Annotated in this window: 12 protein-coding genes; 8 read left to right on the top strand and 4 right to left on the bottom strand. The window is 38.3% G+C overall.

The genetic code is table 11. The annotated features are described in order from the left end of the window. Nucleotides 1–56 precede the first annotated feature (56 nt). The gene (gene waaA / locus ORQ98_RS08020) at nt 57–1,337 is read left to right on the top strand and encodes a lipid IV(A) 3-deoxy-D-manno-octulosonic acid transferase (protein WP_274688276.1); all 1,281 of its coding nucleotides are present in this window, start codon (nt 57–59) and stop codon (nt 1,335–1,337) included. Between the two features lie 34 nt (nt 1,338–1,371). Here the strand turns inward: waaA and ORQ98_RS08015 are convergent, their stop codons facing one another. Further along, nucleotides 1,372–2,757 carry a TolC family outer membrane protein gene (locus ORQ98_RS08015; RefSeq protein WP_274688275.1) on the bottom strand — a complete coding sequence of 462 codons (1,386 nt, stop codon included), beginning with the start codon at nt 2,755–2,757 and terminating at the stop codon, nt 1,372–1,374. 719 nt (nt 2,758–3,476) lie between these two features. On the opposite strand from ORQ98_RS08015, the gene ORQ98_RS08010 reads away from it, so the two are divergent. From ORQ98_RS08010 to ORQ98_RS07990, 5 genes are all read left to right on the top strand, one after another. After that, a complete protein-coding gene (locus ORQ98_RS08010; RefSeq protein ID WP_274688274.1) occupies nt 3,477–3,920 on the top strand; it encodes a DUF1249 domain-containing protein in 444 nt (147 codons plus the stop codon). Nucleotides 3,921–4,195: 275 nt separating this feature from the next. Beyond that, entirely contained in the window at nt 4,196–5,005 is an 810-nt protein-coding gene (gene cpdA / locus ORQ98_RS08005; protein ID WP_274688273.1) for a 3',5'-cyclic-AMP phosphodiesterase, read from the top strand. A 172-nt stretch (nt 5,006–5,177) separates the two neighbouring features. After that, entirely contained in the window at nt 5,178–5,813 is a 636-nt protein-coding gene (locus ORQ98_RS08000) for a YqiA/YcfP family alpha/beta fold hydrolase (RefSeq protein WP_274688272.1), read from the top strand. Nucleotides 5,814–5,830: 17 nt separating this feature from the next. After that, the gene (parE, locus tag ORQ98_RS07995) at nt 5,831–7,714 is read left to right on the top strand and encodes a DNA topoisomerase IV subunit B (protein WP_274688271.1); all 1,884 of its coding nucleotides are present in this window, start codon (nt 5,831–5,833) and stop codon (nt 7,712–7,714) included. Between the two features lie 172 nt (nt 7,715–7,886). Then, on the top strand, nt 7,887–8,345 hold the full coding sequence (locus ORQ98_RS07990) for a hypothetical protein (protein ID WP_274688270.1): 459 nt from the start codon (nt 7,887–7,889) through the stop codon (nt 8,343–8,345). A 654-nt stretch (nt 8,346–8,999) separates the two neighbouring features. Here ORQ98_RS07990 and ORQ98_RS07985 read toward each other — a convergent pair. The 3 genes from ORQ98_RS07985 to ORQ98_RS07975 form a co-directional block, all read right to left on the bottom strand. Next, nucleotides 9,000–9,761, bottom strand: a complete 762-nt coding sequence (locus tag ORQ98_RS07985; RefSeq protein ID WP_274688269.1) for a PEP-CTERM sorting domain-containing protein — start codon at nt 9,759–9,761, stop codon at nt 9,000–9,002. Between the two features lie 895 nt (nt 9,762–10,656). Further along, nucleotides 10,657–11,355: a sensor histidine kinase gene (locus tag ORQ98_RS07980; RefSeq protein WP_274688268.1), complete on the bottom strand. Its 699-nt coding sequence runs from the start codon at nt 11,353–11,355 to the stop codon at nt 10,657–10,659. A gap of 42 nt (nt 11,356–11,397) precedes the next feature. Next, nucleotides 11,398–11,832, bottom strand: a complete 435-nt coding sequence (locus ORQ98_RS07975) for a response regulator (RefSeq protein WP_274688267.1) — start codon at nt 11,830–11,832, stop codon at nt 11,398–11,400. A gap of 253 nt (nt 11,833–12,085) precedes the next feature. Here ORQ98_RS07975 and ORQ98_RS07970 point away from each other — a divergent pair, with 253 nt between their 5' ends. Together ORQ98_RS07970 and ORQ98_RS07965 are read left to right on the top strand one after the other, a co-directional pair. Beyond that, on the top strand, nt 12,086–13,075 hold the full coding sequence (locus ORQ98_RS07970) for an ABC transporter substrate-binding protein (RefSeq protein ID WP_274688266.1): 990 nt from the start codon (nt 12,086–12,088) through the stop codon (nt 13,073–13,075). Between the two features lie 77 nt (nt 13,076–13,152). Next, nucleotides 13,153–15,093: an ATP-binding protein gene (locus tag ORQ98_RS07965; protein ID WP_274688265.1), complete on the top strand. Its 1,941-nt coding sequence runs from the start codon at nt 13,153–13,155 to the stop codon at nt 15,091–15,093. Nucleotides 15,094–15,177 lie beyond the last annotated feature (84 nt).

Genomic DNA, 15,177 nt, shown 5'->3' with positions numbered 1-15,177 from the left:
TTCAATTGACTATGCTATGATGCGGCCTCTCCAAAAACTACATCATTTTGGCTGTTATGAACCGACTTTGGTATACGTTGCTTTTTTATTGTTTGCTCCCTTTTGTTTTGCTAAGACTCTCCTATCGAGGGCTACAAGCACCGGCTTATCGTAAACGTTGGGGTGAACGGTTTGGCTTTTTTACAAAGCCACAATTATCAGAGCAACCAATTTGGGTTCATGCGGTTTCTGTGGGGGAAACCATTGCGGCAATCCCTTTGATTAAGCAAATCCAGCAGCAATATCCTGAATGTCCACTGGTCGTGACCACCATGACCCCAACTGGCTCAGAACGAGTAATAGCATTGCTGGGTGATCAGGTGTTCCATGTGTATGCGCCCTATGATTTGCCAGGTTCTGTCAGTCGATTTTTAGAAAAAATAAATCCCTGCTTAGCTGTCATTATGGAAACAGAGTTATGGCCAAACTTGATTCATGGCTGTGCTAACAAAAATGTACCAGTGGTGGTAGCTAATGCTCGGTTATCAGCACGTTCTGCTAAAGGTTATGAGCGCTTCAAAAAACTGGTGCAACCCATGTTGACTGAAATTACTCAGTTAGCTGCACAGGATCAGGCAACCGCTGATCGTTTTTTATCCTTGGGGTTGAGCCAAAGTCAGCTGAAGGTAACAGGAAGTATTAAGTTTGATATTGACTCTGACCCTGCTGATCAAGAAAAAGGGGAGGCTCTACGCCAGTCGTGGCTAGCTGATGGCTCTCGTTCTGTTTGGGTTGCTGCCAGTACCCATCAAGGAGAAGATGAAATTATTTTAACGGCTCATCAACAATTACTCAGCACACTCCCAAGTGCATTATTAGTACTGGTGCCTCGTCATCCAGAGCGATTTGATGAAGTAGCCAAGCTGATTGAGCAGCAGCAACTGTCTTATGCTCGGCGTAGTGATAAACAGCAAGTGCCTTCGGATACCCAAGTAATTTTGGGAGACACTATGGGAGAGCTTAAAGCGTTATATGTTGCAGCAGATGTAGCATTTATTGGTGGAAGTTTGCTCGAAGGGGGGGGCGGGCATAACATGTTGGAAGCGGCAGTATGGGGTAAACCTCTATTGTCTGGGCCTTATGTTATTAACTTTCAGGAAATCACTGACAAACTAGTGAATGCTAGAGGGATGAAACTAGTCAGTAATACTAATGAGATAGCTGAACAGCTAATAAAGTTACTAACTGATGAAAATCAAAGCAGAGCCGTAGGTAGCAATGCATTACAAGTGGTTGAAGAAAATCGAGGGGCGTTACAGCACTTGTTAGAGTTAATTAGCCAAAATATAACGCATTAGCGCTAGCCTTACGAAGCTAGCGCATCATGTAATGTTAAAGCTTTTCGCTGTCCTTAATTGCTGGTAACAACTCAGTATTTTCTGCTTTGCTAATCCACTTGTTCAACTCAGTTAAATCGTCTGGGCTTAACGTACCAGCCTGCTGCTTCAACTTCAGTGTGTTAATAATGAAATCATAGCGAGCATTCAGGTAGTCTTGTTGAGAGTTATAGAGGTTTGATTGGGCCTCTAATACGTCAATAATATTCCGCGTACCCACTTCATAGCCGCTTTCAGTCGCTTCTAAAGCACTGGCAGATGAAACTGTGCTTTGCCATCTGGCATCTACCCGTTGTACATCAGAGTTGACAGTATTAAAGAAGTTGCGCGTTTGCTGATATGTGGTTCTTACTTGAAAGTCTTTGTCGTGCATGGCTTTTGAAAGCAAAGATGAGGCTGCACGAGACCGTGAGCTAGTCAGGCCACCACTGTAAATAGGGAAGTTAAAGTTCAAGCTATAAGTGGTGGTATTTGATTTGCCATTACTATCAGTAAAGGCTGTGCGACTGCTAGGTCCTGCTGTGTGGCCGTATTGCGCTGAAGCATTGACTGTTGGGGCATGGCCAGCCTTTTGTCGCTTAACTTCTTCTTCTGCTACTTTGACAGCTTCGTTAGCTACCTGAACGGCTAGGTTGCTTTTAAGCGCAGTTTTGACCCAGCTTTCTATTTTGGATGGGGTAGGGGCCTTTACTGGCATATTTTTATCAAGCTTGCCTAAATTACCTGGCAACTGATTAGTTATGGTGCGGATGGCCTCGTAGCTCACTTCTACATCATTTTCTGCAGTGATTCGGGTGACTCGGGCATTGTCATAAACGGCCTTGGCTTCAAGTACATCTGTTTTTGCAATTAAGCCAACTTCAAAACGCTGTTGTGCCTGCTCATATTGGCGTTTAAAAGCAGTTTCACGGGCTTTTGCAGTTTCAAGACTATCTTCAGCCCGTAAGGCATTAAAATAGGCTTCTGCTACCCGTAAAATCAGCGACTGTGCTTCTAAACTAAGCTGCTTTTCTGCCTGACTGACTTCCTTTTTGGATTTAGTGTAAGTAAACCAACTTTGCAGTTGAAAAACCGGCTGCTCCAAAGAGGCACTCCAGCCATGGGTATTGCCGCCACTGGTGCGGTTGGAAATACCATTTTGCAGTTGTACTGTTTTGCTGTTCGAGGTACTAGCTGACAGGTTTACTTGAGGAAGCAAACCAGCTAGCCCTTGATTATCTGCTTCTTGGCTAGCATTAAATTGCTGGCGAGCCGCAGCGAACTGGGCATCACTTTCTAATGCCTGTTGGTAAATGGTCAGCAAGTCTGCCTTTTCAGCCATCGCTAAAGGGCTGGCAAACAGGGAAACTAGCAGGGTAGTAGTAAAAGGTTTCAATGCCATAAATCGAATCCCTTGAGTGAGGTATCTATAACCTGGATACGCATTACATTTATTTTCATAGTGTTTTTTTAAACTGGGCATCATATTCAAGCTAGCATTAACCAAAAGTAAACCACACTTTTAAATCAGTTGTTGTACGGCTAAATAGCCTTTATAAAAGTGAGATTTATAAGTTTAGTGACACCTAATACTTGAGCCGGTTTTTAAAAATATGGTGCTTAGTGTAACAAAACAAATTTATAAATGGGTGAGTTTTTGAATTAGATGTCGATATTTTAAGTTATAATTTACACACTTTATACTACCTAGTGTTGTGATAATTTTACAGATATTTTGTCGTCAATAATACTTAAGCCTACCTTACGCTTATTAATCCTACTGGTTTTGTTATCTGTGTTATTTGCTTGCTTTGTTAACAAGTAAATCAAAATTACATAGTAACTGTTTACTTTAAAAAAAAGCGACTATTTCTGGTATCAAGAAACGCTTAATCTGGATATTTCATCGTATATCAAGGGGATTAGGCTATATGGAAGCTTCCTGTGGTTTGATGGAGTATCTGAGTTAAATCGGCTTGTATCCCATTTCAAGCATTTGACTAGCAGACTCTATTGGCCCTTTCACAAAGAAGGAGCGTCAGTTATTTTGCCAATAGGTTGAATCAAGTGTAATGTAAGTTAGTCTAAGGTCTTAAGTAACGTCGTGGGAAGGTGTTTGGCATGAGGAAAGCTGGCTATAAAGTAGACTTGGTCAAGCAACAGGCAGTCTGTGAGGCCAATTACTTTAGGCTGTGTAAGCTATTGCCAGGTAATGATGAAGATCTAAGGCGAATAGCCATCTCTCACGGTAGCTATAAGGGCATTTTGACCCTCAAGGTTGTGGAGCGCTGTAAATACACTTCGGTTATAAGCCTGATTCATGATGCTGAATGGGGGGAGTGGGCTATCACTCCTCTGATGAGTGTTCGAGTTTATCATGATGTACAAATGGCAGAAGTCATCAGTGCTCAACAGAAGCGCCACTTTGCTGCAAAGTATAGCTATCCTAACCCGCAAATGTTCCATCCCGATGAAAAAGCACAACTAAACCGTTTTTTAGCAGATTGGCTGGCCTTTTGCTTAGAGCAAGGGCATTCATATGAACCTGTGAGTTTGTCATCTTAATGATGACTCCCTGATTGAAAGCTTTATATGTAGTTCTAATGGGTTAAATGTGATCTGGTTTTAAAAAATAGCATGGGGTCTGATATATCAAAGTACGCGCTGCTATAGTTACTCAATAGTGATAGCGACTAAATATCGAGAGTCACTAAATCGATAGTTACCAATATTAAATCTGGTAATTTCAGCAACATATTTTTTAGATGTTGTGCCTAATGACGTTGCTAATCTGGCAACCTATTTATCAGTTTTATTGAAGAGCAAGCAGGACTTAACCTTTGTCAGTAAATACAGCATCTCAGGTGGCATTACGAATTTTACAAGTAACCGATAGCCACCTTTATGCAAGCCAACAGGGACAACTCCTGGGAGTGAATACTCAGGATAGCTTAAAGGCAGTTCTTGTCGCATTTTCTCAGTTACAGCAGGAAGTTGATTTAATGTTAGTGACTGGTGACATATCGCAAGATGGTAGTCCGGAGTCTTACCAACGATTTGTTGATTGTACAGCTTCTTTTAAAATGCCCCAGCGCTGGATTGCTGGTAATCATGATGAATATCTTTTAATGCAGCAGTTGTATAAAAATAACCCCTGTTTAAATAAGGCTTTTGTAGCACATGACTGGCAGGTGCTTATGTTGAACTCTAATGTGCCAGGTAAGGTTTATGGTGAGTTGACTGATGAAGAGTTGAGCTATCTTAAACAACAATTAGATAATCCAACTGCAAAATATACAATGATTTGTTTGCATCACCATACACTGTCTGTAGGTTGTGTATGGTTAGATAATATTGGTCTTCGAAATGCAGATAAATTTAACCAATTAATTGATCAATATGATCAGGTTAAGCTGGTGTTGTGTGGTCACATTCACCAAGAGTTTGATCGCCAAGACTATCATGCCCGCTATCTGGGCTCTCCTTCCACTTGTGTACAGTTTGCCAGGCAAAGCTCTGAGTTCAAACTAGATAACTTAGCCCCTGGATTCCGTTTAATTAACTTGATGAAAAATGGCGATATTGTAACCAGCGTTCACCGAGCGGAGCAGTTTAACTTTCAAATTGATGAGAATGCCAGTGGGTATTAGGCGCTAATCTCAGTGTTTACCTAAACAGCTAAGCCAATTAGCTGCTAGAATCATTCGCTTTATCCTGTAAAGCCTTATCGCAGCAGACTTACTTCGACTTTTTGGCTATATCTGTAAAGGTATGTGCAAGGGTGAGTGTGCAGTAATTTATCTAGGTAAGAAGACGAGATTAATGATAAATGAAAGTGCGTTAGCCAGACCTTTGATTGTGTATATTCATGGCTTTTGCTGCTCGCCGGCTTCAACTAAAGCCCGATTGTTGGTTGAATCACTGAAGACACAGCCATTTTTACATCAAGTATGGGTACCTACCTTGCCTTTCGGGCCTGAACAGGCCATTGATTTATTGTGGCCTCGCCTTCAACAAGAAAGTCAGCAAAAGCCTGTTTATTTAATTGGCAGTTCTTTAGGGGGCTACTATGGTACCTGGCTTTATCAGCAGCTAAGCCAGCAGTATCAAAAAAGTAAAAGTGTTTATGAAGCAAAACTGGTCTTGATTAACCCAGCTGTTCGTCCTTATGAAATGATGGCAGATTACTTAGGCGAGCATAATAACTATTATACTGGTGAACAGTATATCCTGACTCAAGAGCATGTTAATCAGCTAAAGGCGTTACAGGTTTCGGCTATTACTAATCCAGACAATTGTCTATTGCTGGTACAAACAGGTGATGAGACTTTAGACTACCGAAAAGCTGTTGACTATTATCAAGCAAGCCCAACCCAGATTATCCCTGGAGGAAACCATGGTTTTGAAGGGTTTGCAGAATATTTGCCGCAAATTTATAAGTTTTTCGGTCTACTTTAACTACTGTATAGAGTGTAATGAGTAAATATAACGCTGAATCCATAGAAGTACTAAGTGGCCTGGACCCGGTTCGGAAAAGGCCGGGGATGTACACAGACACCACGCGTCCTAACCACTTGGCTCAAGAGGTCATTGATAACAGTGTTGATGAAGCGCTGGCAGGCTTTGCTAGCCAAATAGTGGTAACCCTGAATAAGGATAACTCACTGTTAGTGACGGATAATGGCCGTGGGATGCCAGTTGATATACATCCAGAAGAGGGTATTAGCGGGGTTGAGCTAATTCTGACTCGACTTCACGCAGGTGGTAAGTTTTCCAATAAAAACTATCAGTTTTCTGGTGGTTTACATGGGGTAGGGGTGTCTGTAGTTAATGCCCTATCCAGTCACTTAGAAGTGACTATTAAACGGGGTGGCCAGGTTTATCGAATGGGCTTTTTAGGTGGAGAAAAAGCCAGTGACCTGAAAGCAGCTGCTGAGTGCAAAAAGCGAGATACGGGAACGACTGTGCGTTTTTTGCCTGACCCTAAATATTTCGACTCCCATAAGTTTTCAGTGGTTCGACTTAAACATGTCTTAAGAGCGAAAGCTGTGCTTTGCCCAGGACTGGAAATTATTTTCAATGACCAGGCCGCTAATGAAACTGAGCACTGGTATTACGAAGATGGTTTGCAAGACTACTTAAAGCAGGCTACAGAAGCATTTGAAACCTTGCCCCCAACCCCTTTTATTGGTTCGATGGCAGGTAATACCGAAGCAGTAGACTGGGCAGTGCAATGGCTGCCAGAAGGTGGAGACTTAATTGCTGAGAGCTATGTCAACCTGATTCCTACGGCACAGGGTGGTACTCATGTCAATGGGCTACGTACTGGCTTATTGGAAGCTATGCGTGAATTCTGTGAGTTTCGTAATTTATTACCTAGGGGAGTCAAGTTAAGCCCGGATGATATTTGGGAGCGCTGTAGCTATGTACTTTCTGCTAAGCTACAAGATCCGCAGTTTTCGGGGCAGACTAAAGAGCGTTTGTCTTCCCGTGAATGTGCTGCATTTGTTTCTGGTGTAGTGAAAGATGCCTTTAGTTTATGGCTAAACCAGCATACGGCAGAAGCTGAGCAGCTGGCAGAGTTATGTATCAATAATGCCCAAAGGCGGTTAAAAGCCAGTAAAAAAGTAGCGCGGAAAAAAGTCACAGCAGGCCCCGCCTTGCCAGGCAAATTAGCTGATTGCTCCAGTCAGGATCCTGAACGTACTGAGTTATTTTTAGTAGAGGGTGACTCGGCTGGTGGCTCTGCAAAACAAGCGCGTGATCGAGAGTTTCAGGCAATTATGCCGTTGCGGGGGAAAATCCTGAACTCTTGGGAAGTAGAGTCTGGTGATATTTTAGCATCACAAGAAATTCACGATATTTCCGTTGCTCTCGGTATCGACCCAGCTAGCAGTGATTTAAGTGGCTTAAGGTATGGCAAAATTTGTATCCTAGCTGATGCAGACTCTGACGGCTTGCATATAGCCACATTATTGTGTGCATTATTTGTACGTCACTTTAAGCCTTTAGTGGAAGCAGGCCATGTTTTTGTAGCTATGCCACCGCTGTATCGTATCGATATTGGCAAAGAAGTGTATTACGCTTTGGATGAAGCTGAGAAACAAGGTATTTTAGACCGTATCAGTGCCGAAAAGAAAAAAGGCAAAGTCAATGTGCAGCGATTTAAGGGGCTAGGTGAAATGAACCCCATGCAGTTACGGGAAACCACTATGGCACTCGACACTCGTCGTTTAGTGCAATTGACTTTAGAAGATGACGAAGCCACTTTTGAAACTATGGATATGTTGCTCGCGAAAAAGCGTTCAAGTGATAGGAAGCAATGGTTAGAGCGGTTTGGAAATTTGGCTGAGGTTTAGTCGTTTTTATCAGGAAATAATGCATTAGATGTGTAATAGTGTATAGGGGCTTTTGGCCCCTTTTTTTATTAATAAAATTATTGTCAGTGTAAAGATGAGAGACTTTTTGTAACTAAAAAAGTATAACTGATGATTGTATTTTGTATTGCTAGAGTTAGTGGGTCATCGTTTTATGAAAAAAATTAGGAAGCTTTTAATTGCTGTTTGTATGCTGGTACCAGGTGTGACATTTGCAGAACAGTTAGAACTATTGCAAATAACAACCACTGAACCTGAGATTTGCAAAGAGGTACTTTCTTCAAATTCAATTCCTAATGAAAAAATACAAGTTGTATCGGCAGGTGTTATCAATATCACAGCTGATGATGCTGATGAATTTCATTTTGTTCGAAGCATCAAGGGAGCTGAAATTAGTTTAAAAGGGAGGCTTAAGTCCCAAACAGGTAACTTTCAGCATAAAGTGTTGCAAGTAGCGCTAGTAGTATTACGTGAAACCGGGGCTTCTATAAAAACATCTACCAATATTTTAGTTCCTAGCAAAACGCCTGTGTTGATTTCTGGGACTTGTGGTTTTAATGAAGAAACCAGTAACTCAGTTTTTGAGTTATGGTTTGTAAAGTTGACTAAATAATTGGCAAGAAAATAAATGGCCTTAAAGTAATGCCTGAAGGCCATTTATTTGTTCCTTATTACCAGTTATCTCTTGAATATCTGGCCTGCGTTATAGTGATCTTCTTTGGGAACTAACCCCCAATCAGGTGCTTTAATGTTCACAAAGTTCCTATGATCATAATCACAGTTTGGACATCCACTGCGATTGAATGTCAGTGTGTTCACCATTGAAAAGCATTTTGGGCACTTTGTTTCTGAATCGTTTTGATGCATGTTGATAACCCCCTACTAAATATCCTTGTAGGTATTTTAGAGCGTTTAATAAATTGAAATGTATTTTGTGTCACATTTAATTTTTGCTACATGAGTAAATTTATTGTGTCTATCAGATTCGGGATTTGGTTATAGGTTTATTGCAACACTATTCCACAGTTTTCTGGCTCGCGAAGTGAAATTATGTTGGTAACTGGAGTATGTTTTTTGGTCAATATAATTTGAAACGCAATACAATAATATGTCGTACATTATATGAATAGGTTGTATTATAAAAGGTATGCTAGGTATTGAGAGATATGAGTATTTAGGGAAGTGAATACTTTTGACGTTACTGGTTAGATTAAAGCTTTAAACTAGCCAGCAACGAGTGTTAGAAGTAAATACTAGATGAAGTTTATTATTTACGTCTACAGAATAAACCAAGTGCAGCTACACCTAATAAGGATAAAGTGCCTGGTAGTGGTACTTGGGTTACAGTGGTTTTACCCTCTCCTAAGATATGGTCATTACCACACTGCATTGTATATGAAGCAATGAAATCAATATCTTCACCTAAGAAGCTCAAATCGAAACCTGTTGCTAAAAAATGTTTACCTCCTCTTAAGCCTGTTTCAGCATCAGTAAGTGAGTCTAGTAAGTTAAACGTACCAGACTCAATTTGGGTGCCACCAGAAAGATAAGTCCAAGGCCCAGAGGATGCGAAAATAGAAGAGTTAGCTAGCTGACTATTTGCCGTTAGCTTGACGACATCGTAACTTAAATTATTCCAATTAATATCCAGAACATAGTCGAAGTTGTTTTTTGAGCCAGAAGTGCTCAAAAAGATATCGCCGGACTTGAATGTACGTCTGTGGACTGGATCGTAGGCGCCATTGACTAAGTCAAAACCTGAAGCAAGGCTTAGTTGATTGCCTTTCTGATAGAAAGCTTCTAGGTCCCAAGCTTGAATAGAGGGACCAGAACTTGCACCTGGCTCTACTTCGTTATCTTCTTGAGGACCATACCAGCCATTTTTTGAAAATTTGGTGCCATCCCAAGATAGGTTTCTATAGTTGCCATCATTAATTGTAATGTCTTTACTGCCTGGTATATATAAAGCCATTGCTTGAGTGGATATAGCAAAGCTTATGGCAGCACCAATCAAAGCTGATTTATTCATTGGGAGATTACTCCTAAAGTGTATTAAGTAAAAACTTGATATTAAAGTAATAAAACTGTCATTTGAGGCTGCTGCTCATGAGCACAATATATGCCAGAAAAAAATAACTTAGGCTAAACAGTAGGTTGCTAATTGATAAGGACTAAATGAAAGAGTCTTGTAAAAAAAGTATTTGTGACAATGATCAAATATAAGTAAAAATTGATAACTTGTTTAAGCGGGGACTGTGATTTTTATCGCTTTTATTTGGATTGATACTACATAACCTACTCTCAATAAGCAGCTTATTAATATGTTCCTTAATTCGGTTGTAAAACTATAAAAAAGTATTGTGCTAAATCAATAGATATTAAAAATAGGGTTAATGGGGAAAGTTTGCCACTGCAAAACAGGTATTTGAGTAAGAGGTAAACGTTGGTTTTAGTATTTACTCCATACCTCAGTATGGTTAGGAGCTTTCAAGCAAAATGGAATCTTATTTTCGAAAAAAGTTGCAACCAGTTTTAAACTCTAAAAGCTCTGTCAGTGGTTAAATAGGAATTTCTGGTGGTAAATATAAAAGTAATTACTTGCGCTTGTTGGTATTATAATTGTTTTGATTAAAAGTAACACCTAAAATAGAGGGAAAGTAATATCTTTACAAGCTAATTGAGTGAGCTTTCACTAGTGCGACAATAAATTAAGCAAGTTGCCCCACTCAGGATTGATGACCTCTAAATAAAATCTTATTTTTTCTGTATATAACTTGTGAAGTGAAACAAGAATTGTATAAGGGATATAGATTTGGAGCTTTTTTTAAAAAACGATATGTGTCAAATAAGACTACTGTATTTTTGTAGGAGCAGCTATTGATGGATACATACGTAAACTTGTTGCTTTATTTGCATATTAAGTACTACATGGTAAGAGTACAAGAAACTGCCAGCCCGCCTGTTGAGGAGTGGTCTAGCTCTATTACCCCTTTGTTTAATTGTACTATCCGGGCACACAATGTTAGCCCCATACCAATACCTGGGTAGTCTTTCTCGCTTTGTTCTCTCATAAATGGACGAATTAGTTTGCCTAGCTGTTGATCTGATACGCCTATACCATTATCTTCAACTGTTATTTTGAATTTACTCTCTGGCTGTTCAGAACAATGAACCCATATTTTAGGAGTATGCCCTGGACTATTTTTGGGCTGATACAAAAATGCATTATCAATTATATAGGTATAATAAAGCCGCCAATGTTCCTCAATGCCAGTAAATACAGGGAAGTGTGTTGGCATTGATATTTCCATGTTTTTGTATATGTCACCTTGATATTTTTGCTTTACTTCTTTAAAAATTTGTTGAATTAATCTTGATAAATTAATGTTTGTTTGAGACTTAGACTGATGTAAACGTGAGTAAATCAATAATGAGTTTATCATTAATTGAGCTTTATTATTATTGTCTTGCAATAATTGAAACCAATAATTCTCTTTGTCATCTAATTTGTAGGCAAGCCGCTTATGTAACATTTCTGAAAAACTAATAATACCTCGTAGGCAGCCACCTATATCGTGAGAGATACCATATGCTAGATCATCTAGTTCTTGTTCTTCTATCATTGTCTAAATGTCATCCAATTTTCTTATTATTCGCTACTCTACTTATACACATTGGCTGGGTAATTTAACGATATCTATCCAAAACGACTCTATCATTTGCACCACCTTTAGAAATTCTTCAAACTTAACTGGTTTGGTAACAAAACAGTTAGCATGTAGGCAATAACTTTCTTGAATATCTCGGGCAGCCTCTGAGCTAGAAAGAACAATAACTGGAATGCGACTACGTTCAGGACATTTTTTAATAACCTGTAATACTTCTCGGCCACTGACTTTTGGCAGGTTGAGATCAAGTAAAATAATATCTGGAGTAGAAGCATTTTCGTGATTACCTCTTTGAAAGAGGTAATCTAGGGCTTCTTCACCATCCATTGCAACTTGCAGGTCGTTTTTTAACCTCCCATCTTCTAGTACTTCACGAGTAAGCTCAACATCTCCAGGGTTATCTTCAATTAGTAATATTTTAATAGAATTCATAAAGTAGCCCCTTATAATATGAGCTTGTATAACTAACTATTGTAGTACAGTATATAGTAAAGTAAGTTAGGGAGATACATTAAATAAACAAGAAAGTATTTAGTATTTTAATAGAGAAAAGTAAGCTTAATAAAAAATTAAAACTATAGGTGATGCTTTATTTGGTTTAGTAAATATACATGTTACCATTGCTAGTGATAAGCTATAATAAAATAAAGTTGCAAGTTAGTTACATAGTCAAGGGATGATTGTTTTGAATAAATGGAGAGGTATTTTTGCTATCGTAATAACTTCAGCGATTGCTTTATTCGGATTTCGTATATTTACTCACAATCCTAAAGAGACACTTATCATAGCTGAGGGTTCACAACCAGTTTTTGCATTGATTTATATTGCTGAAATTAAAGGTTTTTTTAAGGACGAGAATCTAGAAATATCTTATAAGTCATTTTCATCTGGTCGTGATGCTTTAGCAAGTGTTATTGCAGGGGAGTCTGATCTTGCAACTGTTTACGAAACACCTGTTGTGCTTCAAACAATAGCAGGCCACAAGTTGGCTATTGTTACAGGTTTGCACAACTCATCTAAAAACACTGCTCTTGTTGCAAGGCGAGACAGTGGTATTGAGTTGCCACAAGACCTTAAAGGTAAAAAAATTGGTGTCACAAAAAATACCAATGCTGAGTTTTTTTTAGACTTCTTTCTAAAAAGTCATGGAATGTCAAAAAGTGATGTAATATTACTTGATCTAAAGCCTTATGTGATGGCGCCAGCCATTAAAAGGGGAGTAGTTGACGCTGTTGCGATATGGAATACCCACCTGTATAGCGCTAAAAAAGTTCTTGGTGACAGAAAATCAGTCGCTTTTTACTCAGAAGTATATACTGAGCTGTCAGTGCTAGTTGGTAAGCAAAATAAAGTAAAAGATCGAAAAGAGGCGCTGCAGCGTTGTGTTAGAGCTTTGGCGCGTGCAGAAAAATTTTTGCAGGAAAAACCGCAACAAGCCATTGATATAGTTATTAATCATTTATCAAAAATACCTAAAGAAACAATTCGTAATGTTTGGAATGATTTCAACTTAGAGTTAAAGCTTGATAATGTTCTATTAACTACTTTGAAAGTAGAAGCAAATTGGTTTAAAGAGCAAGGTGTATTTGATGAAGATATACCTGACTTTAGGTCGATAATTTATCCGGAGTTTTTGGAGGTAGTAAAGCCTAAGTCTGTAACAATTTATAATTGATTTACTAATGTATTATGGGGTTGTGACTTGAACGTAATGGTAAATATTGAGTTTAGATATAAATATTGGTATTTGCGATGAAAGTAAATACAAAATTATTATTGCCAAATGTAATATTACTGTTTCTTGCTGTAGTAAGTATTTCTTATGCTTTTTTAGATATGAGAATGGCTGAAAACTTATTGCGCAAAACAATTAGTCAAGTAGAGTATGCAAATAAAACCTTGAATTATATAAATGCTCTTCAGAAAGCTAAAGATATAAATTTGTTGTCTTATAAATTTATTCAAAAAAAACAAACTTTGTCAGTAATTAAAAAATCAAATGCTGAAATGTATGTTGTGCTTAGTCAGCTTAAAGAGCATCTAAAAGATGAGGCAGCATTAAAGCTTTTATCGCAATTTATAAAAATTAAAAAAAGTAGTCAAAGTATACAAGATAAATTGATACTCTCGATACAACAGGCAGATATAAAAAAAACTGAGTCTACATTTATTCAGTGGGAAGTGCTGTCGTTACAAGCAGAGGCAGTGTTAAAAGATTTGACAAATTTTAATGTAAAGAGAATAAATGACGTAGTTGATGAATTTAATAAGCTGCAGAAAGATTTTGCAATTACTACAGGTAGTATGCTTGTTTTTTTGGTTTTTATAATAATACTATCTTCTTTTTATTATCATTATTTCATTGTAAAGCCAATTTGTGCTCTTAGTAGTAAAATGAATCAATTTTCTATTAAAAAGACAGATAATAATATAGACTATATAGATTTTATTGACTCAAATGATGAAGTTAGTAACTTAGCGAAGTCATTTAATAAAATGGCTAAAGACTTACTTCATACAACCGTTTCCAGAGATTCTCTTGCGAATGAAATTGAACGTCGCAAAGCTTTAGAAAAAGATCTTGAAAAAGCTGAAGAACGTACACGTCTTGTGGTTGAAAGTGAGTCAAATGCTCTGATTCTAGCTAACGAGAGTGGTTTTATTACTATGGTGAATCGCCAAACAGAAGTTATTTTTGGTTATGACCGAAAAGAGTTACTTGGTCAACCTATAGAAGTACTATTGCCAAAAAACTTGCGAGAGGTACATAAAAAGCATTTTCGAAGATTTAAGCAAGATATGAATAAGCGATCGATGGGAAAAGGAAAAGAACTATTTGGTTTGCATAAAAAAGGAAATACTATTCCAGTAGAAGTTGTACTAAGCCCCATAGAATTTGCATCAGGGGTAAACTTTCTTGCTTCTGTTACTGATATTAGTGAACGCCTTGCTGCTCAGCAAGAAAAAGATAATTTAATTAAGCGGCTGAGCCAGTCTAATGAGGAATTAGAGCGTTTTGCGTTTATTTGCTCTCATGACCTACAAGAGCCATTGCGTATGGTTCGCAGTTATTCAGAAAAATTGCAAGTTAAATTGGATAAGACAACTCTAGATGAAAAAGCCAGCCGATATATGCTTTATATGACAGAGGGTGCTACTCGTGCTCAGGAGTTAATAACCGATATCCTTGCTTACTCAAGACTGGATGTTGAAGCGCGTTTGGAGTTGGTTAATATAGAAGATACCTTGGCAAGTGTATCTGATTGCTTACAGAGTGTGATTGATAAGACTGGAGCTAAGATTCAATATGGCTTATTACCAAGTTTGTACGCAAATCAGACACTGATGTTACAGTTGTTCCAGAACTTAATAAGTAATGCTCTAAAGTATTGCGATAAAGCTCCTGTAGTTGAAATAGCATTCAACTGGAAAGGAGATTGGGGTGTTTTTAGTATAAAAGATAATGGTATTGGTATTGCGCCTGACTATCACACTAAGATATTTAAAATTTTTCAGCGCTTACATGGAAAAAATGAATACAGTGGTACAGGAATTGGGTTAGCAATATGTAAGAAGATTGTTGAGCAGCATGGAGGAAAGATAAGTGTTTTATCTGAAAAAGGCCATGGTGCTACATTTGAATGTAGTTTTCCTAGCGATATAATTGTAATCCCACAAAAGGAAGTGGGATAAAAGCTATGAATTAGAGGTTTTTCTATGGTGTAAGACTAGTCAGTGAAGTTGTTTATGCACAGAATCTGCACAAAATCTACGGTG

It is taken from the genome of Spartinivicinus poritis (assembly GCF_028858535.1).
GTDB lineage: Bacteria > Pseudomonadota > Gammaproteobacteria > Pseudomonadales > Zooshikellaceae > Spartinivicinus > Spartinivicinus poritis.
Note: the sequence above shows the minus strand (reverse complement) of the source record. Positions and strands in the feature narration are given on the sequence as shown.